21 protein-coding genes and 1 pseudogene are annotated in these 26,994 nt (G+C 38.8%); 19 read left to right on the top strand and 3 right to left on the bottom strand.

Annotated features, from left to right (window positions below):
• Positions 1 to 101: 101 nt before the first annotated feature.
• Positions 102 to 815 (bottom strand): alpha-helical endospore appendage domain-containing protein, encoded by a 714-nt coding sequence (locus BM390_RS10955; RefSeq protein ID WP_062322245.1) that lies wholly within the window; start codon positions 813 to 815, stop codon positions 102 to 104.
• Positions 816 to 882: 67 nt separating this feature from the next.
• The gene (locus BM390_RS10950) at positions 883 to 1,182 is read right to left on the bottom strand and encodes an alpha-helical endospore appendage domain-containing protein (RefSeq protein WP_062322247.1); all 300 of its coding nucleotides are present in this window, start codon (positions 1,180 to 1,182) and stop codon (positions 883 to 885) included.
• A 186-nt stretch (positions 1,183 to 1,368) separates the two neighbouring features.
• Between BM390_RS10950 and BM390_RS10945 the strand changes: the two genes are divergently transcribed.
• The 4 genes and pseudogenes from BM390_RS10945 (at position 1,369) to BM390_RS15885 (ending at position 6,918) form a co-directional block, all read left to right on the top strand.
• Positions 1,369 to 2,859 (top strand): amidase family protein, encoded by a 1,491-nt coding sequence (locus tag BM390_RS10945; RefSeq protein WP_089854785.1) that lies wholly within the window; start codon positions 1,369 to 1,371, stop codon positions 2,857 to 2,859.
• A 145-nt stretch (positions 2,860 to 3,004) separates the two neighbouring features.
• Positions 3,005 to 4,912, top strand: coding sequence for a BglG family transcription antiterminator (locus tag BM390_RS10940; RefSeq protein ID WP_089854781.1), 1,908 nt, complete (start codon positions 3,005 to 3,007; stop codon positions 4,910 to 4,912).
• Positions 4,913 to 5,001: 89 nt separating this feature from the next.
• A pseudogene (locus BM390_RS10935) lies at positions 5,002 to 6,381 on the top strand (PTS fructose transporter subunit IIC); the annotation flags it as partial.
• Positions 6,355 to 6,918 (top strand): PTS sugar transporter subunit IIA, encoded by a 564-nt coding sequence (locus BM390_RS15885; RefSeq protein ID WP_439895611.1) that lies wholly within the window; start codon positions 6,355 to 6,357, stop codon positions 6,916 to 6,918. The pseudogene BM390_RS10935 and the gene BM390_RS15885, both read left to right, overlap by 27 nt.
• Before the next feature lie 65 nt (positions 6,919 to 6,983).
• On the opposite strand, the gene BM390_RS10930 is transcribed toward BM390_RS15885, so the two are convergent.
• Positions 6,984 to 7,550 (bottom strand): TVP38/TMEM64 family protein, encoded by a 567-nt coding sequence (locus BM390_RS10930; protein ID WP_062322253.1) that lies wholly within the window; start codon positions 7,548 to 7,550, stop codon positions 6,984 to 6,986.
• A gap of 225 nt (positions 7,551 to 7,775) precedes the next feature.
• On the opposite strand from BM390_RS10930, the gene BM390_RS10925 reads away from it, so the two are divergent.
• From BM390_RS10925 to BM390_RS10855, 15 genes are all read left to right on the top strand, one after another.
• Positions 7,776 to 8,459: a uracil-DNA glycosylase gene (locus tag BM390_RS10925; protein ID WP_062322255.1), complete on the top strand. Its 684-nt coding sequence runs from the start codon at positions 7,776 to 7,778 to the stop codon at positions 8,457 to 8,459.
• 39 nt (positions 8,460 to 8,498) lie between these two features.
• Entirely contained in the window at positions 8,499 to 8,777 is a 279-nt protein-coding gene (locus BM390_RS10920) for a phasin family protein (protein WP_089854776.1), read from the top strand.
• 24 nt (positions 8,778 to 8,801) lie between these two features.
• The gene (locus BM390_RS10915) at positions 8,802 to 10,484 is read left to right on the top strand and encodes an ABC1 kinase family protein (protein WP_089854774.1); all 1,683 of its coding nucleotides are present in this window, start codon (positions 8,802 to 8,804) and stop codon (positions 10,482 to 10,484) included.
• Positions 10,485 to 10,584: 100 nt separating this feature from the next.
• On the top strand, positions 10,585 to 11,976 hold the full coding sequence (locus tag BM390_RS10910) for a gluconokinase (RefSeq protein WP_177220713.1): 1,392 nt from the start codon (positions 10,585 to 10,587) through the stop codon (positions 11,974 to 11,976).
• Positions 11,977 to 12,024: 48 nt separating this feature from the next.
• Positions 12,025 to 12,975, top strand: coding sequence for an AEC family transporter (locus tag BM390_RS10905; protein WP_231631496.1), 951 nt, complete (start codon positions 12,025 to 12,027; stop codon positions 12,973 to 12,975).
• A 105-nt stretch (positions 12,976 to 13,080) separates the two neighbouring features.
• Positions 13,081 to 14,277, top strand: coding sequence for a class I SAM-dependent rRNA methyltransferase (locus tag BM390_RS10900; RefSeq protein ID WP_089854767.1), 1,197 nt, complete (start codon positions 13,081 to 13,083; stop codon positions 14,275 to 14,277).
• Between the two features lie 204 nt (positions 14,278 to 14,481).
• Positions 14,482 to 15,354, top strand: a complete 873-nt coding sequence (locus BM390_RS10895; RefSeq protein ID WP_062322263.1) for a PD-(D/E)XK nuclease family transposase — start codon at positions 14,482 to 14,484, stop codon at positions 15,352 to 15,354.
• 321 nt (positions 15,355 to 15,675) lie between these two features.
• A complete protein-coding gene (iscB, locus tag BM390_RS10890; RefSeq protein WP_089854764.1) occupies positions 15,676 to 17,019 on the top strand; it encodes an RNA-guided endonuclease IscB in 1,344 nt (447 codons plus the stop codon).
• A 101-nt stretch (positions 17,020 to 17,120) separates the two neighbouring features.
• Entirely contained in the window at positions 17,121 to 17,753 is a 633-nt protein-coding gene (locus BM390_RS10885; protein WP_369813841.1) for an acetate uptake transporter, read from the top strand.
• A 243-nt stretch (positions 17,754 to 17,996) separates the two neighbouring features.
• A complete protein-coding gene (locus tag BM390_RS10880) occupies positions 17,997 to 18,647 on the top strand; it encodes a TetR/AcrR family transcriptional regulator (RefSeq protein ID WP_062322267.1) in 651 nt (216 codons plus the stop codon).
• Positions 18,640 to 21,000 carry an ABC transporter ATP-binding protein/permease gene (locus BM390_RS10875; protein WP_089854761.1) on the top strand — a complete coding sequence of 787 codons (2,361 nt, stop codon included), beginning with the start codon at positions 18,640 to 18,642 and terminating at the stop codon, positions 20,998 to 21,000. Before BM390_RS10880 ends, BM390_RS10875 begins: the two co-directional genes overlap by 8 nt.
• Positions 21,001 to 21,925: 925 nt before the next feature.
• Entirely contained in the window at positions 21,926 to 22,852 is a 927-nt protein-coding gene (locus tag BM390_RS10870; protein ID WP_062322269.1) for a hypothetical protein, read from the top strand.
• A gap of 996 nt (positions 22,853 to 23,848) precedes the next feature.
• Positions 23,849 to 25,186 (top strand): ABC transporter substrate-binding protein, encoded by a 1,338-nt coding sequence (locus BM390_RS10865; protein WP_089854757.1) that lies wholly within the window; start codon positions 23,849 to 23,851, stop codon positions 25,184 to 25,186.
• Between the two features lie 71 nt (positions 25,187 to 25,257).
• Positions 25,258 to 26,118, top strand: a complete 861-nt coding sequence (locus BM390_RS10860) for a carbohydrate ABC transporter permease (protein ID WP_062322271.1) — start codon at positions 25,258 to 25,260, stop codon at positions 26,116 to 26,118.
• A complete protein-coding gene (locus tag BM390_RS10855) occupies positions 26,118 to 26,939 on the top strand; it encodes a carbohydrate ABC transporter permease (protein ID WP_062322273.1) in 822 nt (273 codons plus the stop codon). The genes BM390_RS10860 and BM390_RS10855 overlap by 1 nt, the downstream gene beginning before the upstream one ends.
• Positions 26,940 to 26,994 lie beyond the last annotated feature (55 nt).

Genomic DNA, 26,994 nt, shown 5'->3' with positions numbered 1-26,994 from the left:
TATACAAAAAAACGTATATATAAATGTAATATATTTCAATGTAATGTGTATAAGATCAAAAAAACATTAGAAAAGGGAGCAATCGCTCCCTAATAGATGCACTAACAAGATGGACCACAGATGGTTGTGCAACGCGCTAACGTACCGAATTTAAACAGGACACAAATATCCACTGGGGAAGTAGATTGATTGAGTGTGAAGGTAAAGGTTTCTGATTCTCCTTGTTCTAGTTGATAGTTAAACTTTATACCGTTAAAACCCTCTGGATTGCCACATGTCAGTGGATTACCGTCTGGACAAAAATCGTTTTCTCTTACTTCTGTTTCAACTGGTGTAGATGAAATGACAGATAAACCGTTGGTATTTTCTTCACTGATACAAGGGACATAAAAACTGAAATGACTTAAACCAAATGGGGCGCTTACGTTAGTCACACGATATTCCCACGTGTTTAAAGTTGTTCCGAGCCATTCAATGATAAACCAGACCTCATTAGCATCCTCTGGATTTCTAACAATACCGATGGTTGTATCACACGTCGTTGGTGACGGTTGTTTTAAAAGATCCAGCAAGTCATCTAACTCGAATTCCAACAACATTTCTTTTTTGATAATCGTTTCTAGCATTTTTTTAACGGACTGGTTCATTTCTAGTAAAGGATCAATGGAGACGTTTTCTTCATCTCGTTCAACGAGTGTGATGGCTGTTTGTAATTTATCTGCCTCTGTTTCAATTAAATAAGCGAGAGAGGTTTCTGTTTGTGCAATGGACTCAAGCAGCTGCAGAATAACTGCTTGTTGTAATGGATTGGACACGAATATATCACCTCCTTTCTATATGATTAGTTTATGAGTGTATAATGATTTGGCGGCGGCTATTTACTTATTGATCATCAAATAAGCAAGGCGGTGAATCATTTTGCTTGTTTTTTGATTCGATTGTTAGAACGTGTTCTAACTTTCTTAGCAGTAGCCATTCCTTCATTAAGACCGTTTCAACAAGCTGTGTCGTTGTTTCTGTGAGTTGTGTCGTTTTCGAACAAGGCTTTATATGTTCTAGTTGCTTAGCTTGAGCGTTCAATAGACGACCGAGTGCTTTTTCTTCTTTTGCAATCGAGTTTAATAAATGTCGTTTTGTCTTCAATAATTTTGTGTCTCGATGACACTGTGCGTCTTTTTCCATATTATCTTCCTCCTTTCCCCTTTTCTATAGAATATGACAACAGACGTAAGTGGTGAGATGGCTTATTATCCTCGTCGTATACTCAATCAATGACTAACGTTCCTATTAAAAGTTCGTTATACTAGGAGTAAAGGTGATTTAAAACAAACGTTAAGATAAACACAAGTAGAAAAGAGGAGATAATGAATGGATTTTAAACACTATCAAGCGTATGATGCGACAGGATTGGCTCAATTAGTGAAACAAAAACAGGTCTCTGCTCAAGAATTACTACAAGTAAGTATGGAACGGATGAACGTCGTCAATCCGTTAGTGAATGCGGTAGTAAGAACAAGAGAAGCTAAGGCGTATGAAGAAATACCTCACTTAGATCAATCTGCGCCGTTATACGGTGTGCCGTTCTTAGCGAAGAATATTTCTCAAGCGATTAAAGGCGAGGTGCTTAGTTCAGGCTCGCGCTTGTTAGACAATAACAGGCAACAACGAGATAGTCATTACATAACAAAAATAAGACAAGCTGGTTTTCAGCTACTTGGACATACAAATACGCCGGAATTTGGTTTAAAGAATATTACCGAACCTAATTACTATGGTCCGACCCGAAATCCAATAAATCTCAATCATTCACCAGGAGGTTCAAGCGGTGGCGCAGCCAGTGCCATCCTCTCAGGAATAGTACCATTAGCCGGTGCGAGTGATGGCGGGGGGTCAATTCGTATTCCTGCCGGATTTACGGGACTGATCGGGTTAAAACCTACGAGAGGGCGGACACCGGTTGGTCCTGGTGCAGGCCGGCAGTGGCAAGGAGCATCGATTGATTTTGTGTTGAGTAAAACTGTGCGAGACACAGCGCGCATGCTGGACCACTTACAAGTGTATCAACCTGAAGCAGCCTTTAATGTCCCACTCTATCACGATCATTATCTCAGTTTAAAGGATCGCCCAATAAAGCATAAGCTCGCCATTGCCTACTCAACGACGTCACCTGTTGGCACACCGGTCACCAAAGAAGCAAAAGAAGCGGTTTTAGCCATGGTAGACCTCCTAACTGATTTGGGGCATGAGGTCGAAGAGACATTGCCCCCTATCAATGGGGTTGATTTAATGCATCATTATTACGTGATGAATGCAGGTGAAATGAATAAAGTGATCCAACAACTAGAACGTGGTTTACAAAAACAGATCACACAAGAAGATTTAGATCCGTTCACTTATGCGCTACATGAAACGGGTAAACTGATAACAGCGGCCGATTACAGTATCAGTCTCGATGGCTGGGATGAAGCAAGCCAAAAGATGCATCACTTCCATCACACGTATGATTTATATTTAACACCAACAAATGCTGATCAGGCACCAGAAATCGGCTCATTAGCTCCATCAAGCGCCATGTTAAGTCAAATTAAAAATGTGTCACACTTAAATAAAAACGCGCGCCTGTCACTTATTTATGATATGTTTTTACCGAGTTTAACTTATACCCCTTTTACGCAATTAGCTAATTTAACTGGCCAACCAGCCATCAGTGTTCCTGTTGGCTTAAGTAGTCAGCAGTTACCATTAGGTTGTCAGTTTATGGCGCCAAAGGGGAGAGAAGATTTACTCATTCAATTAAGTTTCCAGTTAGAAGAATCGTCTATTTGGCGTACCCCGAGTGTGGTGTTGGATGTAACATAACCGTGTATAAAGATGATTTGATTGTCAATTTTGGTGTGGTTTAAAGAAAAAGCTTGCGAGAAATCGCTTGTACTCGCTAATATAGTCATTATAATCGTGATACTAAGATTAAAGACATGTTTGATCCGCAGAAAGGAGGGCTATAATGAACGAACGTCAACAACAATTGTTAGAATTATTACTCGCTTCACCCGACACCTATCTCCTCACCAAAACACTGGCAGAAAAAGTGCATTGTTCTGAGCGAACGATTAGAAATGATTTAACTGTATTGGAAGAGAAAAGTGAAAAAGAGCAGTGGTTTACTATATTAAGAGAACCCGGTAAAGGCATCAGTGCCACCGTTCATGACGAGAAGGAAAAAGCACATTATCTAAAAGCTAATAAGGAAATAGTAAATAGTCATAAGATTTCAATGGCAACGATTGGTTTTGATCTATTGATGACGCATGAACCAACACCGATGTCTCAATTAAGATCACGGTATTTTCTATCAACAACAGCGTTGAGATTGCTACTAGATGAACTTGTAGATTGGTTGCATCCGTTTGATATTGAGTTGTCAGCTAAGCCACGTGTCGGTATTTCTATTGTGGGGAGTGAGATCAATAAACGCCGGGCACTGGCGTCACTCTCTCATGAAGAAGGCGAGATGGGATTAATTGAAAAGGAAATGCGCCCTTACGAAGTGAATGCGCTTAAACATTTACTTGTAAGCTTTAGTGAAGAATATGCCTTTACTTTTACTGATGAGAGTCTGAGAAGGTTACTGGTACATATTCTGCTCATGGTCAAAAGAGTGAAGCTTAAACAGACACTCCATCTACCTAAAGAAGATGTGGTCACCATGCAAAATAGAGAGGTTTATACGATTATTCTGAAATTAAAACAAGCGATCGAATCTTTATTCTCTTTGTCACTAAAGGATGATGAAGTTGTTTATTTAGCTATGCATATTTTAGGGTCAAAACAAAATCAACCTTGGCATTTAAATAACTTTCTCCATTTAGAAGGTGAAAAACAAGCCGAACAATTAACGGACCTTTTAATTGAACAACTATCAGAAAAGACAATGATGGATTTTCATCATGATGTGCATTTAAAAGAAGGCTTACAAGTGCATATTTATGCAACGATTCATCGCTTACGTTACGATTTACCAGTGACAAATCCTTTAACGAAAGAAATTAAGCAATTATATCCATTCTTATTTGACTTATTGATTGAGATTGTCACAAAATTAGAACCAACCCTCGGTATTCTCGTTCCAGAAGCAGAAGTTGCCTATTTAACCCTTCATTTTCAGGCAGCGTTAGAGCGACTAGATAAAGATCATCCAAAAGAACACGCTGTCGTGATTGTTTGTCACATGGGGATCGGCGTCTCAGAAATTTTAAAGGTGCGTTTATCTCGTGCCTTTCCTACACTAGTGATTAAAGCAACCCTCCAACAACGGGAACTGAAAGCCTATATAAAAAAAGAAGCGGTTGATTTAATTGTGTCAACTGTGCCACTAGAAATTAAAGAACCACCAAGTGTTATTGTGTCGCCTCTTCTTAATGAAGATGATCAAGCCAATTTAAGAATGTGGGCAGATAAAGTTGAGCAACATCAAGCGGAAAAACATCTCTCATTAAAAACTTATATTCATCCAGGTTTTGTGTTTATTCATCCATCTTTTGAACACCCATATGAACTCATTGAGTATGTGACGAATCGTATGGTCCAAGCGGGTGTTGTCGAACAAGACTACCCACATCAAGCATTGTTGCGTGAAAGAAAAGCGTCAACCGCTATTGGTGGTGGTATGAGTATTCCTCACGGTGACCCGAGTTTCGTCAAGCAATCAACGATTGCGCTAGTGACTTTAAAAGAACCGATGAACTGGGAAGGGGAATCCGTCTCGCTTGTGTTTGTTTTAGCCTTAAGGCAAGAAGATAAGGCGAAACACCGTGCGATCTATCAACAGCTGGGTCTTTTAACAGAACAACCGGCGAAACAAACCGTTATATTGCAGCAAGAAACAATCAAAGACGTGTTAAATAATTTATAATTGCCGGAAACCCGGCAATTATTTTTTAGTTTAGGACAAAATATCAGCGCTATACTATAGTTAGAACAAATCATAAGGAGGTTTTAATGATGAAGTTGGTAGCGATTACATCATGTCCAAACGGTATAGCTCACACGTATATGGCAGCGGAAAATTTAGAAAAAGCCGCCGCAAAACTTGGTGTGGAAATAAAAGTTGAAACACAGGGAGGCGTAGGGGTAGAAAACGCCCTAACAGAACAAGACATTAGAGAAGCAGACGGGGTGATTATTGCCGCAGACAAAGCAGTCGATAAAGCGCGCTTTGTTGGAAAGCGTTTAATTAACACGGGTGTACAAGACGGAATTAGAAAACCAGAAGAATTAATCGAGCGCTTTGAAAAAGATAATGTGAGTACGTATCGCGGAACAGGAAAAGAAGAACAAACGTCAAATAATAGTAAACAAAATCCGATTTACCGTCACTTAATGAACGGGGTCTCCTTTATGGTACCGTTTATCGTTGTTGGTGGTTTATTGATTGCCCTTGCGTTAACAATCGGCGGGGAACCAACGGAAGCAGGATTACAAATTCCTGAAGATTCGATTTGGAAGACAATCGAGGCCATTGGTGGGGCCGCTTTTAGTTTTATGGTTCCAATCCTTGCCGGATATATTGCTTATAGTATAGCGGACAAGCCAGGTTTAGCACCAGGTATGATTGGTGGTTTCATTGCCGCAAATGGTAGTTTCTATAATTCAGAAGCAAGTGCTGGATTCTTAGGCGGGATCATTGCTGGTTTTATCGCGGGTTACGTTGCTTTATGGATTAAGAAAATTAAAGTACCGAAGATGGTTCAACCGATTATGCCCATTATTATTATTCCACTGGCGGCATCACTTATTGTTGCCCTTGTCTTTGTCTTACTTATTGGCGCGCCTGTGGCGCAAGTGTTTGAGTCACTCACAACATGGCTCAGTGGTATGCAAGGATCAAGTGAAATTATTCTCGCTCTTATTCTTGGTGCGATGATTTCTTTTGATATGGGTGGCCCGGTAAATAAGGTAGCCTTTATGTTTGGTTCAGCGATGATCGTGGAAGGAAACTATGAAATCATGGGGCCAATTGCGGCAGCGATTGCGATTCCACCGATTGGTATGGGTCTTGCGACCTTGATGTTTAAAGATAAATTCTTACCAGAACAACGTGAAACAGGAAAAGCCTCCATTACGATGGGGTTCTTCGGTATCACTGAAGGGGCGATTCCTTTCGCGGCACAAGATCCGCTGCGCGTCATTCCAAGTATTATGATTGGGTCAATGGCCGGTTCAGTGATTGCGATGATATCGAACGTAGGTAACCGTGTTGCTCACGGTGGACCGATTGTCGGTTTACTTGGAGCGGTGAGTAACGTTGTGATGTTCTTTGTTGCGATTGCGGTCGGTGCGATTGTTGTCGCGCTCATGATCAAAGTACTGAAAAAAGATGTTGAGCTCGCAACGGTTCCACCGGTACCAGAGACAGCGGTGGAAGATACACCAGTAAAAGAATCAGCAAAGACAACAGACATTACAAATCTAACAAATCTTACGACGAAACAATTAGTCAATGTAGATAGTAAACAATCAACACGTGATGATGTGATTGATGCGATGATTAAAGACTTAGTAAAAGATGGCGCAGTAACGGATCATGATGCATTTAAAGAGGCCATTATGGCTCGTGAAAGTGAATCCACAACAGGGATTGGGATGGAAGTTGCGATTCCTCACGGAAAATCAGATGTGGTCACTGAACCACGGATTGCTTTTTACATTAGTAAAGACGGTGTAGATTGGTCAAGTTTAGACGGCACATTATCAAAACTCATCTTTATGATTGCCGTACCTAAATCTCAAGCAGGTGACCAACACTTAAAAATCTTGCAATTATTGTCACGCAAGTTAATGGACGATTCATTTAGAGAGAATCTCATTAAAGCACAATCAAAAGATGAAGCCTATCGTTTATTAGAGGAAATTAAGTAAATACTAAAGAGAAATATAAGAAAGACTCAATACAAAAAAGAAGGCACATGTGGCCTTCTTTTTTGTTACGTCGATGTCAACAGCTGTTTTATTTTTTGTCTCGTATCTTTTCTCGCAAGATAGGAGACGGTTAAGATCAATAAGACGAACATGGTCATGACTTTTGGAGAAAACTGGGCCACCGATTGGCCAATCACCGTATAAATCAACGCCATCGGAATAGCCGTATAGAGTGAGAGTTTATTATAATCACGCAAATCAGTTGCTTGTTCGTAAATCAGGAAACTCAAAAGATGATAATGAATGAACGGCACAAGTCTTAATAACATAACCTGTTGCTTGGTCATATGTCTATCTTCACCAAATAATTTTTGTTTCATTTGAATCAAACGTCTAGTAAACCACGGCATTTTTTGAGCTAAGTAATAAAATATAATACTCGAAAGCATCAGTCCCACAATCGATAAAATGGTGCCGTGTACAAAACCGAAGATAACACCACCGGTCATTAAAATTAGTATAACAGGGATAAAGAAAATAGGGCGCACGACATGAACAAAAATGAATAAAAAAGAAGCGATCAGCAAGTGTGAGTCTTTAATTGTCATAATCCACTGTTCTATCTGTTCCATATACTAACCACTCCCCTCTCGTGTGATTTTTTCAATATATTTAACCTTACTATTATAACAGATATGATGATGTTTTAAAAATAGACGAAATACAAGGGTTGTGTCAAATTGTTTATGAACGTATGGTTAGCTCTTCAAGCTTAGAAAAGAAATATAAATGGAAAAAACGGTATGATACAATAAGTCATAAACAATCAATAAGAATGAAAAGGAAGTGAAAGGCATATGTCACTAATAGAGTCAATCACAACTGACTGGCGCGATTTGTTGGTTACACGTCTGAATCAAAATCTATTAGCAGAGATAGACGATTATTTAGTCAATCAATCGAAAGAAACAATCATCTATCCACCAAAAGAGGTGATTTTTCAAGCGCTTAACTTCACAAGTTTTCAAGAAACAAAGGTGGTTATTTTAGGACAAGACCCTTATCATGGACCGAATCAATCACATGGACTTGCTTTTTCTGTCCAAGATGGTATTAAACTGCCGCCGTCGTTAAGAAATATTTTTAAAGAGTTATACGATGATACCGGTTGTCCGTTACCTGATTCAGGTAACTTAACGGCTTGGGCCAAACAAGGCGTGCTATTATTAAATACCGTTTTAACGGTGGAAGAAAAATCAGCTGGAAGTCATAAAAATATCGGTTGGGAACATGTAACCGACACCGTGATTGACCTTCTAAATGAGAAAGAGACTCCGGTAGTTTATATCTTATGGGGGAAACCAGCTCAAAGTAAAATCAAGCGCATTGATTCCCGTCATAAAATATTAACCGCTCCTCATCCGAGTCCTTTGTCAAGTTACCGTGGTTTTTTTGGTAGTAAGCCTTTTAGTCAAACAAATCAGTTCTTAAAAGCAAATGGTTTAACCCCTATTGATTGGTGTTTACTTTCAAGTGATTAGGGAAAATATGAACTAGACTAATAAGAAGGAGTGAGTGAAGTGGCAGATTTATTTAAAAAAGGTTTGGCCGTTGGTTTAGGGTTAGCGCAAACAGGTGTGGAACAAGCAGAAAAGGTCATTCATCAACTCGTAGAAAAAGGCGATATGACAAAAGCAGAGGCAAAAGAATTTTTTGATAAGTATTACGAAAAAGGTGAAGATACCCAAAACAAGACACTGAATAAATTAAACATTGCCACAAAAGAAGATGTGAAGAAAATTGAAGCACGCTTAGCCGTGTTAGAACAACGGTTAAATGATTTTAGTCGTGAAGAATAACGGATAGAGAAAGGGTGATGACACATGATCGGAAAACATATACGACATCTTAATCGTTATAAAGATATTGTCATTGCCTTTTCACGAAACGGGCTCGGGTATGTCATTAAAGACCTCGGGCTCAACGACTTACATATCTTACCTAAAAAATCCGCTTTAAAAGAAGAGAAAAAAGAAGATGACCGGAAAACGTTAGGCGTGCGCATTCGCCGGATTCTAGAGGAACTAGGGCCGACGTTTATTAAACTCGGGCAAGTGATGAGTACCCGTCCAGATCTGTTTCCGGAAGATGTGATTTTAGAGTTAGAGAAACTACAGTCACATGTGCCTCATTTTCCTTATAGCCAAGTCAAAGACATTATTGAGGAAGAGTTGGACCAAGATCTTCTTCAGGTCTTTGATGTGTTTGAAGAAGTCCCGCTGGCAGCCGCCTCTATTGGTCAAGTACACCGGGCTGTGCTTCAGTCTGGTGAAGAAGTAGCAGTAAAAGTGCAACGGCCAGAAATCTCAAAAAAAATCGATATTGATTTTGACATTTTGATGGAGATGGCGCAGCTTGCTGAAATGCGTTTAGATTGGGCTAAACGTTATCAATTAAAAGAGATTGTGGAAGAACTAAAAGAAACACTGAAGATGGAGCTTGATTATACAATTGAAGCCCATCATATGTCGCGAATTAAAGCTCAATTTAGACGAGACCCTGATATTTACATTCCAGATGCTTATCACTATTATACGACGAAGCGTGTACTTGTGATGGACTATGTCAGTGGTGAAAAATTAAAGGATGTCATCGCTCGTGATACAAATGATGCAGTCAAAAAACGGCTAGCCGAACAAATCGTGGATGCGACGTTTAAGCAAGTGTTAATCGATGGCTTCTTTCATGCCGATCCACATCCAGGTAATATTATGCGTCTAGAAGACGGCCGTTTAGTCTTACTGGACTTTGGTATGGTCGGACAACTATCACCGGAGATGAAACAATCTTTTTCTGAACTTGTTATTGCGATGACAAAGGAAGATACCAATCAAATGGTAGAAGTCTTGCTAGATATGGGGATGGCGCCAGATGATATTAATAAAAAGGCACTGACGAATGATGTCGACCGATTAATGATGAAATATTATCGTCAATCACTTAAAGAGATTCGTCTGGCTGATGCGATTCGTGAATTATTTCAGATTGCCTATAAACATCGTATTGAATTATCAAGTGACTTTACCTTACTCGGTAAAACATTATTAACCCTTGAAGGAACGATCGAGCAACTCGATCCTACGCTTAGTTTAGTTGAAATGGCTAAACCGTTCGGAGAAAAGCTATTACGGGACCGATTCCGACCGGAACGTATGAAAGACGGGATAGTCAATCAGTGGCTTGATTGGTACGGCCTATGGCGCGACTTACCTGATCAGTTAAAACAACTGCGGTCGATTGTGAAAAAAGGCAAAGTTCGTCTAGATATTTCGATGCCTGATATTGATTTAATCTTAAAAAAGTTGGATCGTGTGAGCAATCAGTTGTCATTTGCGATTATTTTACTGGCTTTTAGTATCATTATGGTCGGTTTAATTGTTGGAGCGGCTTTAACAGGAGAGACGACGATTCTCTGGCGTCTACCTGTGATTGAGATCGGGTCGTTTGTGGCTGTTGGTATGTTTCTTTGGCTTATCTATGCCATCTTTAAATCGGGACGTTTTTAACGCACATAACACCATGTGCGTTTTTTATTGGTTTAAGGTAGAATGGGTAAATATAATAAACGAGTGTATAAAAGCGAACGCATTGAAACGAGGGATGATAATGACAGTAACAATTGATGTAGGAACAACAGCCGTGAAAGTGCTGCAGTTTAATGACGCCCATTATGTGATCGATGAACAATCACAAACCTATCCAACGATGTACACAGATCATGGTCAAGCTGAACAAGATCCAGACACCATTATTGAAGCTGTTTTTGGTTGTTTACAAAAACTCAAGCTAACAAAAAGTGACACCATTATTCTGTCTGGGGCCATGCATAGTTTGATGGCTGTAAACCAAGATTTTCAACCTCAAACTAAGTTGATGATCTGGGCTGATCAACGAGCAAGTACGGTGATAGATATCTTTAAAGAGACACCGAAGGCACAAACATTTTTTTCTAAAACTAAAACACCGATTCACCCAATGAGTCCATTCGCTAAGCTACTATGGCTGAAGGAAACTAAGGCAGGTCAAGCGTTAAAACAAACACTGACCAATGTCTTATGGATTGATATGAAAACATATCTTTGGTATCACCTTACCGGTTATCATGAACTTGATTTTTCTTTAGCCTCTTCGACAGGTCTATTTAATAGTGATACGCTAACTTATGATGATGAGATTTTAGCTTACGTTGATCTTAAAGTAGATCAATTGCCTGAGCTCGTCCCAGTCACTCATACGCGAATGGTGACTGAAAAAATACGAGCGGCGCTTGGGTTTTCTCATCGTGTCATGATTGGATCGAGTGATGGTGTGTTAGCGAATATTTCAGAAGGACTTAATACACAAGATGTGCATCTCACGATTGGTACGAGCGGTGCTATCCGGATGACTGTACCAAAGCCGTACGTTGATGAGAAGGGGCGTTTGTTTTGCTATTACCTTGACGATAAGCACTGGGTTATTGGTGGTGCTGTGAACAATGGCGGTAATGTTTTAAAATGGTTAGATGATTTATTGTTTGATGGAACAACAGCCGTTTATGCTTATATCGACACACTCGATTTTGAGATGTTTGATCCGTCATTAATCTTTATTCCCCATCTTAACGGTGAACGAGCGCCGTTTTGGGATACGGGACGGACCGGTCAATTAAATGGTTTAAAAATGAGTCACTCAAAAGCAGACATGGTGAAAGCGGTCGTCTACGGAATAATGTTTAATTTACGTCATGTATTTGATACGTTGAAGAACGTCACTGGAGACATTCATACCGTACATATATCAGGGGGATTTTTTAAAGTCCCACAATTTAAAGTGCTAATAAGCCAGGTACTCAATGTCTCCGTGATTGAGTCAACGACGCTAGAACAAACGAGTAGAGGCGCGTTAAGATTACTTGTTGATATAGAACAACAAGAGGATGCTCAAATAATCACGCAACAGCCGACTAAACAACAAGAGGATTATTATGCACGTTATCTTCAGGGTGTTTTAAAATAAGACTAAACTAAATACGGAACTTAACCATCTTATATAAACAGAAAAATGATGGCCACAAGAGAGGGGATGACAATCATCGAAGCGCTATTGATGATTTTAATCGATATTATTGCACCGATTTTTATTCTGATTGGACTAGGCTACTTAGTCCAATTGAAATTCAAATTAGATTTATCCACACTAGCAAAACTCAATATTTATTTACTTGCCCCAGGTTTTATTTTTAATCGACTGTATCATACAGAATTAAATCTTGAGCTATTTGGCACGGTGATTGGTTTTTTGATAGTTTTTGCTTTTATTGTGTTTATCATCAGTCAACTGTTGGCGAAAGTATTACATATGCCAAAAGAAAAGCAAACGATTTTTACAAACAGTGGGATGTTTATAAATTCAGGTAATTACGGCATACCTGTGAATGATTTAGTGTTCCAAGGTGACCCATTTGCGATGTCGATTCAAGTATTGATGTTGACGTTTCAAAACATCTTTTTGTTTTCCTATGGAATATTTTCGCTGAATAAAAATCAAAAGGGTAAACTGCGAGCTCTGTTAGGTTATTTTCGTATGCCTGTCTTGTACGCGCTACTAGCTGGCATTTTGTTTAATTATTTCAATATTGACTTGCCTAATGTGATTATTGTCCCAACCGATTATATTGCGAATGCGATGGTCGCTTTTGCTTTAACGACGTTAGGAGCACAAGTAGCTGTCATTAATGTAAAGTCGGCGATGATTGATGTGTATATGAGTTTGCTCTTAAGGTTATTGATTGGTCCAATGGTGGCTTATCTCATTATTCTCGTAACGGGTCTAGACGGTGTGATGGCACAAGCCTTGTTTATTGGCTCAGCGATGCCAACATCCGTAAACAGTGCCATTATTGCACAAGAGTATAGTCAATATAAAGATTATGCCTCACAAGTCGTTCTTGTCTCCACGTTATGTAGTTCAGTGACGGTTAGTGTGATTATTTACTTGTCGGGCTATCTATTTTAAAGTTAATGACTTATCAACTGTAGAAAAACATGTGTCAGGTAAAGAGCAATGAGCGCAAAGAACATGAAGTGACGATACTAACAATGAAAAGAAAGAGGTAAACTTATGACAGAGACAGTAGAAATAAAGATAGATCATCGATTGGTCAAACAATATTATGAAGGGTACCAACATATTCCGAAATCATTAAGTCCAGTATTAGAGGATCTTAAAACAGAAGGTGTCTATTTAGATTTAATGACACCGGAAGGTGTCTTTATTGCCAGAGGGTATCACGGTCATCAAAATAAAGGCTATGGTTGGGTCTTTACGCGAGACGCCTCTGTCTATTTAACGACAGATTGGTTAAGACAGTTATTTAGCGATGCGATTGGCAAACGTCAAAAACTGTTTCGTGATGAAGGAACAACGGCTTTTCGTCTCTTCAATGGAGAAGGTGATGGGCTTGGGGGGATCAGCATTGATTTATACAATGATTGTGCGCTCGTTCAGTGGTATAGCTTGGGGATTTATGAACATCGTGCCAATATTTTAGACGCCTTAGAAGCGGCTTATCCCGTCAAAGCCATTTATCAAAAGAAACGCTTCCGTGAAGGGGGTAAATATATTGAGGCGGATGATTTCGTAAGAGGTGAACGTGTGGAGTTTCCGATTATGGTTAAAGAGAACGGGGTTTGGTTTAATGTGGATTTAAATGATGGACCAATGACCGGTATCTTTTTAGATCAACGCGAAGTAAGAGAGCGGATTAGAGAGCAGTACAGTCAAGGAAAGACGATGTTAAATGCCTTCTCTTATACGGGTGCTTTCTCTGTCTATGCGGCACTAGGAGGCGCAGATAAAACGACGAGTGTTGATTTAGCTAAGCGTAGCCTGCCGATGACGATTGCGCAGTTTAGTGCGAACGGTATTGACTTTGAAGCACAGGACATTCGGGTCATGGATGTCTTTAATTATTTTGATTATGCGTTAAAACACGCCCTCACCTATGACCTTGTTGTCCTTGACCCACCGAGCTTTGCCCGGTCGAAAAAGCGCGTCTTTAGTGTACAAAAAGATTATGTCGCGTTACTAGAACAAGCCCTCCAGTTAACAAAGAGTGGTGGCGTCATTGTCGCATCAACGAATTACAGTGGATTTGATATGAAAAAATTTAAGCAATTTATTAAACGTGCGTTTCATAATCAACAGGCGACTTATAAAATTTTAGAAACGTACTCACAGCCGGAAGATTTTCCGTATGATGAAACCTTTAAAGAAAGCCATTACTTAAAAGTGGTGTTTATACAAAAATTAAGTTAATATATCAAGCCGCTCTTCTAACATTATCTTTGCTAGAAGCGCGGCTTTTTAATTACGGCGGATCAAATGTATGAAAAGATACAGGAAAATGACTTAATTTTGAATAAAATGTTGAGTTTCACTGAAAATTGTGAATAAATACACAAATAAAGCGTTTACAAAGTCGGAGTTATGTGGTAATTTAAAGAAAAAGGAGTGAGAAATTTGTCGAGTTCACCACATTGTTCATCTATTACATTAGCTACTGTCGTTAACCATCTGTTTTGTCGATCGATCTCGCATTCACATCAACGTCTTAACTATTTTTTGAACAGCATTTTAGAAGAGACATTGAGTGGTCCTATTAGTGAGATTGTCTATATTCGTCAAAACCAAAGACCGGAAGACACGCATCATTTAGAGACACAGCTCCATGTCAAAGCAAGAACGACAAAACAAGAACATTTAGATATTTATCTTTATGTTAAACATGAAACATATAGTAACCAATTTCAGCTGTTTGAGCATCCAACGACATACGAACAATTTACTATTAACACACCTTTTCACCTCATCAAGAAAACCTACTTTATTAAGCTTGCCAATTTCAATTTACTTCAAGAGTGTCCTCACTATCATACTGTTTATCGTTATAAAGACTTTGAAGCACATACGACGCTAAAAGATGTAGAAGAAATGCATTATTTAGAGTTGCCAAAGTTTAATGACCCCCACCTTGATTCGCCACTACAACGTTGGATGGGCCTATTCAAACATATTCTGCATTCGATGGATATTGAGAGGCCTTTACCTGACCTATTGCAGGACGATGCACTTATTTATGAAAGTTACCAACTTATAACCCAAATGCCATTTAATGATACACAAGAGGTCCATGACCGTCCAAGTATAAACCAATCTGGGCATGACCAAAAGCTTTTAAAACTCGGCAAACAAACAGGTGCATGGGCGGAAAGAAGTAAGATTGCAACCAATATGATTAAAGAAGGATTTAAATATCAAATGATTATGAGTTTAACAAATGTGACTGAAAAGCAATTAGATCAATTAGCGGTAGATTTTTATCGTTATGATTAACATCCCAATTAATTTACCCAATCCTATCATGAGAATATCGGGTGATCAAAATAGTGCATCAAAGGTTTTAACCACATATGTCAATTACCCCCCACTTAAACGCTAACGCGTTTTGAAGTGGGGGCTTGTAAAAGCCCTAATTGTCTAGCCTAAGTCTTTCGAGGACTACGTTAGAAAAGTGAATACGGCTTTGTATGATTCCCTAGTACATTTTGTCGTTCAGGCGCTGTAACAACTCTGAGAGGTAGGAGTGGTCAACCTGTTGCACGAAGCTTTTCTAACATTGGCGAAGGGAAACTAACTCTAAAAGGAGGACGAATCTTGAGAGTATTCGTCAAATCAATGCGAGGGTCCAATTTGGACCCTTGTAAAAACCAAAAAGCAAGACAGTTACTCAAAGAAAAGAAAGCCAAAATTATAAGCTACAAACCTTTTACGATTCAAATGTTAATACCGACAGGAGAGACAACACATGAATCGCATGTCGGTATTGATTTAGGCGCTAAGTACACAGGTGTTGCGATTACGCAAGAAGATAGAGTCTTAGCAAAAGGCGACATTGAATGTCGCCAAAATGTAAAGGGACTACTTGAAACTAAAAAAATCTACCGAAGAAGCAGACGCTCTCGTAAAACACGTTATAGAAAATGTAAATTCAAACATAAAACAACGCGTGTTTTCTCGAACAAGAAAGGGAAATGGGTTAAGAAAAAACTTTCTTTTACAAGCCCTAGACCGAAGGGGTGGCTACCACCTAGTCTTGAAAGTCGTACACAAAACCTATTCTTTTGGATTGATACCTTTACTTCCCTTTTACCGAAGGTAAAAGTGCATATTGAAGTTGGGAAGTTTGATGTCCAAAAGATGAAAAATCCAGACATTCAAGGAAAAGCTTATCAAGAAGGGGATACCTTTGGGTATCATAATATCCGTTACTTTGTTTTTGCGCGTGACAACTACACCTGTCAAGTGTGCAAGAAAAAAGGGAACATTCTTAACATGCATCATATTATCTATCGAAGCCATGGTGGAAGCGATGCACCTTCAAACTTAATTAGCGTATGCACAGATTGTCACACAAGCGACAATCACAAAAGAGGACACATTCTTTGGCACTGGATGGAGAAAAGAAAAAAAGTACCCACCTATAAAGAACCGCCATTCATGAATACCCTAAGAATACGCACGTTTCGTAGATATCCTGATGCTAGAATCATCTACGGTTCTGAAACAACGCCAAGAAGAAAAGAACTTCATCTAGAGAAGACACATTATAATGACGCGATTGCCATATCGGCCATCCAACAAATCAAACAAAATCCAAATTCTATGTTTTATATCAAACAATTCAGAAAGAAAAAACGTTCTTTACACGAAGCGACAGCTAGAAAAGGTCGAAAGAACAAGAACCTAACAAAAAAACGCAACAAAAAAAATACAAAAGAAATGAAAGGTATTCATTTGAATAACACTGTACGCATTTTTGGAAAAGTTGGCTTTGTTAGCGGATTTACCACCTCGGGTCTTTATATCAAAGACACCCACAATGTATATATCACAAAACCGGGAAAGACATACAAACAAGTCGGTTTCAAAGATGTGACAGTGAAAAATCATAACAACAATTGGCAATTCATCTCCCACCTAGCTCCTGACGGAGCTTGAGGAAGGAGACTTCTTGCCTAAGTTCGTTAAATAACTATTGACTTCCCTTTGAAATCAGCGTAAAGTATCATCATATGTGAATTTTTAGGGGGATAACGATTTTGAACAAACAAGAAGTAAAAATTACAACGGCTGATCCGTCTGCCTTAGGTTTATTCGGTTTGGCGATGGTCACACTTGTCGCATCATCACAAAAGTTAGGTTTAACTGAAGGAGTATCAAACATTATTCCGTGGGCATTTTTCTTAGGTGGATTAGCGCAACTCTTTGCGGCGACACAAGATGCAAAACACAATAATATTTTCGGTACGACAGCTTTTGGCGCTTTCGGGTTATTTTGGTTTGGCGTTGGATTTACGTGGTTAATTGATATGGGGGCGTTTGGTGAAGCGTTGATGGCACAAAGTGATCCACGCCAACTCGGTGTTGCCTTTATTGGTTACCTGATCTTTAGTGTCTTCATGACCGTTGGTGCAATGGAAACACATAAAGTATTATTCTTTATTTTTGTCTTTATTGATTTCTTATTTATTGGTTTATCATTAAGTAGCTTTGGTATCTGGTACGAAGGCACACATATGCTTGCGGCCGTCAGTGAATTACTAATTGCTTTATTATCATTCTATGGCAGTGCCGCTGTTGTTTTAAATACACACTTTGGTCAAGTTGTTTTACCTGTCGGCCAACCTTTTGGCGTATTTAAAAAACCAGCAAAAGTAAAAAAAGTAGCGTAAGAGCAACAGTCAACGAATCTGTGTCGCCACGGTTCGTTTGACTGTTTATTTTTTTGTCTTCCTTTTCCGCACGTGGATTGAATAAGTAATAATAAGTAGAGGTATTAGGTTGTCATGGAATCATTGCGAGTAAGTGTCGACGAGACGAAAAGCATAATTTTTGACTTATGACACCGTGTCATATATACTTTAACAGTATTAAAGTGACACGGTGTCATTTTAATGTGATAAGGAGAGAACGTTATGCCCAAACAGACATTTTTTAATTTAGATGGTGATAAAAGAGAGACATTAATTGAAGCATTAAAGAAAGAATTTTCACGCGCGAATGTGCACGAGGCTTCAATTAGTAATATCGTCAAACATGCCGGTATTCCTCGGGGGAGCTTTTATCAATATTTCGAGGATAAAGAAGATGCTTTTTTGTATGTGTTAGAAAGCTACGGTAAAATTAATAAGGAGTGGTTAAAAGCCTATTTAAAAGAGACAAATGGTGATCTATTTGAGACGTCAGCGCTATTATTCAGACGTTTGTTGGAAAATTATTCAACAAAAGAGCACTATCAATTGTTTCGACATGCGTTTCTTAATATGAATCATAAAATTGAGCAAGCCTTTACGAGTGATAAGGTTAAAGAGGATATGAAAAGAAATATGGAAGAACTCGTTCAATATGTTGATTACTCAATCCTACTCGTTGATACAAGAGAGGAACTCTTCCATTTACTTAAAATAATTAAAGCGGTGACCTTCCATAACTTTATTGAAACGTTTGCCCATCAGATATCGATTGATGAAGCATGCCAACAATACCAACTGGAATTAACCATGCTTAAACGCGGGTTATTAAAAAATACAGACTTTATAACGAAGGGGAACGACAAAGATGAGTAAGTTAAAGTTAGTGGATATCGATAAAAGTTACCGTACTGGTGACCGGTATCTGCATGTTTTAGACAAAATATCGTTAGAATTTAGAGAGAGTGAATTTGTTTCTATTTTAGGACCCTCGGGTTCTGGTAAAACAACGTTACTTAACGTGATTGGTGGTCTGGATCATTATGATTCAGGTGACTTGATCATCAATAACCAATCAACCAAGCATTTTCATGATAAAGACTGGGATAGTTACCGCAACCGTTCCATTGGTTTCGTCTTCCAGACGTATAACTTGATTGGTCACCAATCCGTCTTGCAGAACGTAGAAATTGCGATGACACTCTCAGGTGTATCAGCAGATGAGCGGAAACAACGAGCGAAGAAAGCATTAGAAGAGGTCGGGCTAGAAGATCATATTAATAAAAAGCCTAATCAACTCTCAGGAGGACAAATGCAGCGGGTGGCGATTGCCCGTGCGCTTGTCAATAACCCTGATATTATTTTAGCGGATGAACCGACAGGGGCACTTGATTCAACCACAAGTACCCAAGTCATGGATATTTTACGAGAAGTGGCTAAAACGCGTCTCGTTATTATGGTGACCCATAATGAAGATATTGCCACAGAATATTCTACGCGAATTATTCGCTTTTTAGATGGTCATATTCAGTCAGATAGTGATCCATTAACGGATGATTTGACGGATGAACCAGTAATTATTAACAAAAAGAATAAAAAGACATCGATGTCAATGACAACAGCCTTGTCACTTTCTTTTAAAAACTTGTTAACGAAAAAAGGGCGGACGATTTTAACCGCTTTTGCGGGTAGTATTGGGATTATTGGTGTGGCGTTAGTACTTGCCCTCTCAAATGGTTTAACGGAAGAACTTGACGTTGTGCAAGGTGAGGCGTTAAGTAACTTCCCGATTATGATAGATACAAATGAACAACTAGCTGATTTAACACAAGCAGGTCCTCCGGGCACAATGGACGATTCCGATGGTTTAACGGCTTTTCCTGACTCCGATGAATTAGTCACATATGACCCGTCAGAAAGTATGCAACTGCATAAAAACGTTCTAACAGATGACTTCTTAGCTCATGTAGAGGCAATGGAAGACGAGTTCCCTGATGCGGTTGACAGTATCAGTTATCGCCAAGGTGTGGGGGTTAATCTACTTACTAGTGGTGATGATGGTATCACAAAATTTGATACTACAGCGCAACAAAGCCAGGGCTTTGGACCGCCAATGATAGGAAGTACGCATTGGCAAGAGATGCCGACGAACACGGATTTTGTGTTGGACGTGTATGACTTAATGGGTGAAGGCTCACGCCTACCAGAAAATGAAAATGAAATATTACTGGTCATTGATGAATACAATCGTTTAAGTACGTCATTCTTTGATAAGTTAGGAATGGATCCTGAAGCGGATTATGCACTCACTGATTTTATTGGCCAAGATGTATTAAAAGTTATTCCAAATGATAGTTTTTATGTTGAAGAAGGCCCAATCTTTAGAGAGATTGCGCCAACCCGATATGAAGATGTCTATAATGAAGACGCAGGTAAAACATTAACGGTTACAGGTATTCTCCGGCTAAAAGAAGGAGAAGAATCAGGTATCTTTGATGAAGGCTTTGTGTATACCCGTGCCTTAACAGATTATTTACTTGAACAAGCAAATGACTCTGAAATTGCTCAAGCTCAAGAAGAGAGCGACGTGAATGTTTTAACGAATCAAGCATTCCAAGATGATTATGCAAAAGAGACAGCCTTGATTTACTTAGGAGCGGTGTCACGTCCGGTAGGGATTGATATTTATCCGAAGAATTTTGAAGCCAAGGACGATATCAAGGCTTATTTAGACGATTACAATGAAGGCTTACCAGAAGAGGAACAAATCATTTATAATGATTTAGCAGAATTAATTGGTAATATTATGACCGATTTGATTAATACAGTCACTTACGTGCTTGTTGGTTTTGCGGCTATTTCTTTAGTTGTCTCAACGATTATGATTGGCATTATTACTTACGTATCTGTTATTGAAAGAACGAAAGAGATTGGTATTTTACGCAGTGTCGGTGCGCGTAAAAAAGATATCTCTCGTGTCTTTAATGCTGAAACACTAATTGTTGGCTTTATCTCTGGTTCACTCGGGGTGGGATTAAGTTATCTCTTGATTATCCCTATTAATCAACTGATTGAACAAGTGACGGATACAGCGAATGTTGCTTCACTTGCGCCAACAGCTGCAACAGTATTAATTGTAGGTAGTATGATTCTTACATTAGTTGCAGGTGTCATACCATCACGCATGGCAGCGAAGAAAGATCCTGTTGTTGCTCTTCGAACAGAATAATTAGGGCTTAATTGAATAAGACAAAAAGGGGAAAGAGCAAAATAGCTCTTTCCCCTTTATTAAATCGATATCCTCATTGCAAAAAAACTGATTGACCCAAGATCCGTCTCTTTTCGAAGATTCTGAGAAAAGAATTGGTCACTTAAAGCACGCAAACGCTCTGTTTCGTTTAGTTGCGCATAAAATAGTAATGTTAGAAAAACGCATGCATAATTGTAAGTAAGTGTTATAATCATAATTGACAATTATTTTAATTTAAATAACGTGTTATATACTTTTTATAAAATTTTGTAAGCGCTTAATTGATTCTGTGTACATCTAGATTATATTCACATGATAGATTTATCAGTCTAAAAAATAATAATGGAAGGTATTTCATTTTAAAAAATTGTTCTTGCTATACTTGTATTTTCCATCTTCTTTAGTAACCAGTACGCTGTTAGTGCTTCGCAATTAGGGTCGCTAGGTCATTGGTATTCTGCAACGAATCATACGATTGGTAGGTGGAGAACTGCACCATTAACTGGATACAGAGTTTTAGGGATACAAGATAGCCAAGATTTCACTACAAGTGCGCTTTTAAGTCATGTAAATCATGCTAGGAATCAGTGGGGAAGAGCTAATATTACAATCGGTACCACAACTAACATCAATAATGCCACACTTAAAATGTATGGTGGAAGTCTTCAAGGTTTACTGAGCCAATTCTCCGGCATATCGTCTGAACATACAGGCCTGGTCATTCGACTAATCAATATCGCAATGCGATTACCCGTGAGCTTGGACATGCTTTAGGATGGTTTGGGCATTCCGGTTCATCAACAGACATCATGTCTCCGACAAATTCTACAAGAACCATTCTTACAAATAGGAATATCCAGCACTTAAGTCCGATTTATGCATATTAAAATAAGGAGGTTTAATCATGACATTTAAAAAAACGATCATGGTTCTTGCCACTGTAGGTCTGATAGCTTTTTTCATAATGGAAACCACAGATAAGACCGGAGGTGATGAATCAACAGTGCCTAGAGAGATGGAAACAGCAGAAAATGTGGCTGATTCTAGTCATTCCCCAGATGCTGCACAGTTTATAATGGAGTTTGAGACCATTGATGATTATGTCCTACATTCTGATGTGATTGTGACTGGTCGTGTGGTTGATGTTTCGTATATGGATAATGGATTTGACGAGGCTGTAGTGGAAGTTAAAGATCAACTCAGAGGACATTCAGATACGCATATTAATCTTTATACTGTTAATGGGATTCTGAGTGAGGGACAAGAACGTTTAATGTTTTTATCTCGAAATGTAAGCAACCTTTATCCGGCGCCACTCCACGCCTTAGTAGGTGAAGGACATTTCTTCATTACAGAAGATAATAAAGTGACGCACAATAATCCACAGTTAGAAAATGATTTACCCCTACCTGAACTAATAAAAGAAATCGCTCAATCGGAATTCATTGACGCGCCACATCCACTTCGTGAACGACCATCGGAAAATAGAACAAACAGTACAGTAAAGAATCCAACCATTGACTATTTAATGGCTCAATCAGATTTTGTTGTCTATTTACAAGTTGACAATATTTCGGAAAACCATAAATATTTTAACGTTTTAGATGCGAATATTCTAAACCAAATTAATTTGACTGATGATGTTACGTTTGAATTCGAAAAAAAGACAATACTGGAATTGCCCGCTTACGTTAAGGAGGGTGAGAATTACCTCGTCTTTTATCAACTGGTTGAAGGTCACTATGATATGACAACAAGAGAGGGCAGTGTCATCAGTGAACAAGAAGTAGCATTTGGTGAGGCAGCAAAAGAACTAAATATCAACAAATAAGAAAATATGCCAATAGGCGTGTTAATCAATGCAAATACATTGCCTAACACGCCTATTGGCTTACTTCACAAAAAAATACGAACAAAAATACCAATCTCAAGGGATTTTCCGACCTTTTTAATCAGATTTGAAAATAATTTTCTTGAATTATAAAGTCACATCATAAATTTTAAAAAAAGAGGTAAAAAAGGTTTATTGAAACTTAAAGCGGGAATAGATTAGTACAAGGCAAATGCATCTATTGTTATTTCTATGATGGCATACAGAATAGACATAACAGCTAAATGTGTAAAGAAACATTTAGAATGAGATGCGATCTGCACAGCCTTGGCGGAAAATTTGACCATACTGGCGTCAAAAGACTCGTCAGATTGTGATGACATATCATTAGGTGAAAAAGATTTACTAATGAGACATCGTAGACAAAAGAAGACTCATTTTCGTGAAAGTGCACGTGAAAACTGTCAAGGTAATGTTGCGGATTGAATCGCAAACATGTTCAACCCACAGAATAGGGTAAGACAGTTAAAAGAAGCCTTCAATTGTGACGGGTTAGTACGTCAGCAGTAAATGCTACACGCACCTCGACAATTGAATAGGAAACCAACAAATTTTCCGCAAACGTCTCCTAGCGTATAAAGGGAGACACAAAAGAGAAGCACGCTCATTAATTTGAGCGTGTTTTTCTTTTGGGGAAATTCTAGCGGATGAAACGAGTTAAATTCAATGGGGCTGTAAGTGTATCGTCATGACAACAAGAGCTATATAAAAATGCTGTCGTAAAAACTTATAAAGAAAACGTTTACATAACAAAAGTGTGGTGTTATAATATGGTTAACGTTAATGCAATCGCTTGCATTTAAAGCGCATAGAATATTTCTTTAGTGAAAAAGTATCGCTGTGCAAATTTGCGCAGGTAATATTTTGAGAGGGATATTTTTTTACATATCTGTGCAAGCGGTTTCTTGGCGAACAATATAAGAGGAGTGTGTTCACATGAAAGGAAATTGGAAACTGTTATTGGTTGGTTTGGTGGCATTTATGTTGGTATTAACAGCATGCGCATCAGACACGGTTGATGAAGGTAATGGGGGAAATGAAACAGGCACTGGTTCAGGATCTGATTCAGGTGATGATTCAACCGATAAAGTCAATGTTGATATCTTTCAGTTCAAAGTAGAATTCAAAGATCAATTTGAAGAATTAGTGCAATTGTACATGAACGAAAATGAAGATGTGAATTTAAGTGTCCAAACAGTCGGTGGTGGGAATGATTACGCGGCCTCACTTAAGGCACAAATGGCATCAGGTAATGAGCCTGTCATCTTTAACATTGGTGGCCCGACAGAGTTAGATGAATATCGTGAGTACTTAACGGATTTATCTGATACTGAGGCAGCTTCCCTTGCTTTAGATGGCACACTAAATGGCGTAGAGGAAGATGGTGCTGTTTACGGTTTACCATTTGCACAAGAAGGTTATGGTCTTATTTATAATAAAGAAATCTTTGATGCTGTGGGTATTGATGCGTCAACACTCACAACATTTGATGCATTAGAAGCCGCATTTAAACAAATTGATGAACAAAAAGACGAATTAGGTTTAGAAGCAGTTGTCGCTTTACCTGCTTCAGAGCTATGGGTCATGGGTAACCACTTAGCTAACAATTATATTGCTCCGGAATTTAACAATGATATTTTAACGGCATTTGAAGCAGAGTCAATCTCATTTGAATATGCAGATCAAATGAAACGTATGTTAGATCTACAAAATGAGTACTCTGTTCAACCGGTACTTAGTTTAGATTACTCTATGCAAGTTGAGCAATTATTCTCAACCGGTAAAGTTGCGGTGATTCAACAAGGTAACTGGATTTATCCAACGGTTGAACAAATGGATGAAGATTTCGCGAAAAATGGTATTGGTATGATGGCGATGCCATTTGAAGGGGATTATGAAGGTCACTTACCTGTAGGTGTGCCACAATACTGGGTTGTGAATCAAAATGCTTCGGATGAAGAAATCCAAGCCGCAAAAGCTTTCCTTGACTGGATGTATACATCTGACACAGGTAAAGACTTTGTATTAGATGAATTTAAATTTATTCCAGCATACGATGGTTATGATGCCAGTCGTATTGCTGATCCATTATCACAAGATGTTTACAGCTATTCAGTGGATGGGAAAACGATTGGTTGGACATTTATGGCGACACCTGTAGGTTGGAATGAAGATGTATTAGCAACAGAATTCCAAAAATATTTAGCAGGTGACACAACGTTTGATGAAGCGTTAGAAGTCGCGAAAGAAAGCTGGGCAAGCTCTAGACAATAATGATATGGCTAAGCGACTGACATATTGAAAAAATATGCCAGTCGCTTAGGTTTAAAAGGGAGGATCAGCTCATGACAAATAAAAATATATCGTTTTGGCTCTTTATATTGCCGGCATTATTTGCACTATCTGTCGTTGTTTTTTATCCATTCTTGTATGGCTTTTATTATACATTCACCGATTGGAACGGCTTAACAGCGACGACATTTTTAGGGTTTGAAAATTATATCAAGGTGTTTCAAGATGAAAGTTTCACCGATGCAATTTGGTTTACAATTAAATTTGCCATTGTGTCGATTATTTTAGTGAATATTATTGGTCTAGGTCTCGCCGTACTCGTGACGCAAAAGATGAAAATTAATAATGGTCTTCGGACAATTTTCTTTATGCCGAACTTAATCGGTGGCTTGATTTTAGGTTTCATTTGGCAGTTTATTTTTAAAAGTGGTTTTGATGCGGTTGGTCGATTACTGGACCTGGAGTTTTTACAAGGTTGGCTTGCCACCACAGAGACTGGTTTTTGGGGTCTTGTGATTTTAAATGTTTGGCAATATGCCGGCTACATAATGATTATCTATATTTCGTATTTACAAAGTGTGCCTGAGGAATTATTAGAAGCAGCTGAAATTGATGGGGCCAGTGTTTTCCAACGGTTCTGGCGCATTAAGTTTCCACTTGTGGCACCAGCATTTACAGTCAGTCTCTTTTTAACACTGTCGAATGCCTTTAAATTATATGACCAAAACCTAGCCCTTACGAACGGTGGACCTTATGGTTCCACTGAAATGTTGGCGATGGAAATATATCAAACAGCTTTTTCGCGTTATGAAATGGCCTTTGCGCAATCAAAAGCGGTGATTTTCTTTATTTTAGTCGCGGCCGTTGCGGTAACACAAGTGTACTGGAATAAAAAACGGGAGGTTGACATGTAATGCATCAGAAAAAGAAACGTTATAAAATGTGGCTCACAATCATCGGTCTCACGATTGCGCTTATATGGCTCTCACCGTTTTATCTCATGATTGTGAATGCTTTTAAGACAAAGTTTGACATCTTTAATAATGTGCTTGCTTTACCTGAGGCTTTCACACTCGATAACTTTAAACAGGCTTATATTGATTTAGATTTTCTTAATGCGCTAACCAACTCATTAATCGTCTCCGTATCCAGCATTCTGATTATCATCATCTTTTCATCGATGGCAGCTTACGCCCTTTCAAGAAATAAAAGCAGACTTAGTGGCGGGATCTTCTTGATTTTTGTCGCGGCGATGTTGATTCCGTTTCAATCGGTGATGATTCCGTTAATCTCTATTTTCGGTAAGGTTAACATGCTGAATACATCAGGTTTAATCTTTATGTATCTTGGCTTTGGTTCGAGTTTATCTATTTTCCTCTACCACGGAGCAGTGAAAGGGATTCCGGTATCGCTTGATGAAGCAGCGATGATTGATGGCGCCTCACGTTGGACAATCTTCTGGAAAATTATTTTCCCGATGCTTAAGCCAATTACGATGACCGTGATGATTTTAAACGTCATTTGGATTTGGAATGATTATCTCTTGCCGTCGCTTGTCTTAAGTCAAGCTTACGCAACGATCCCACTACGCATGTTCTTCTTCTTCGGACAATATACGAAGCAGTGGCATCTAGCGCTGGCTGGTTTAACGCTTGCGATTATTCCGGTCATTCTTATTTACTTCTTTGCCCAAAAACATATCATTAAAGGTGTGGCAGATGGAGCGGTGAAGTAAAGGAATGTGATGAAGAAAAGATAAAAAGATAAAAAGACATGGAGCGGGCTTAACC

It is taken from the genome of Halolactibacillus miurensis (assembly GCF_900116255.1).
Lineage (GTDB): Bacteria > Bacillota > Bacilli > Bacillales > Amphibacillaceae > Halolactibacillus > Halolactibacillus miurensis.
The sequence above is the reverse complement of the archived record's forward strand: the minus strand, read 5'-3'. Positions and strand labels throughout refer to the sequence as shown.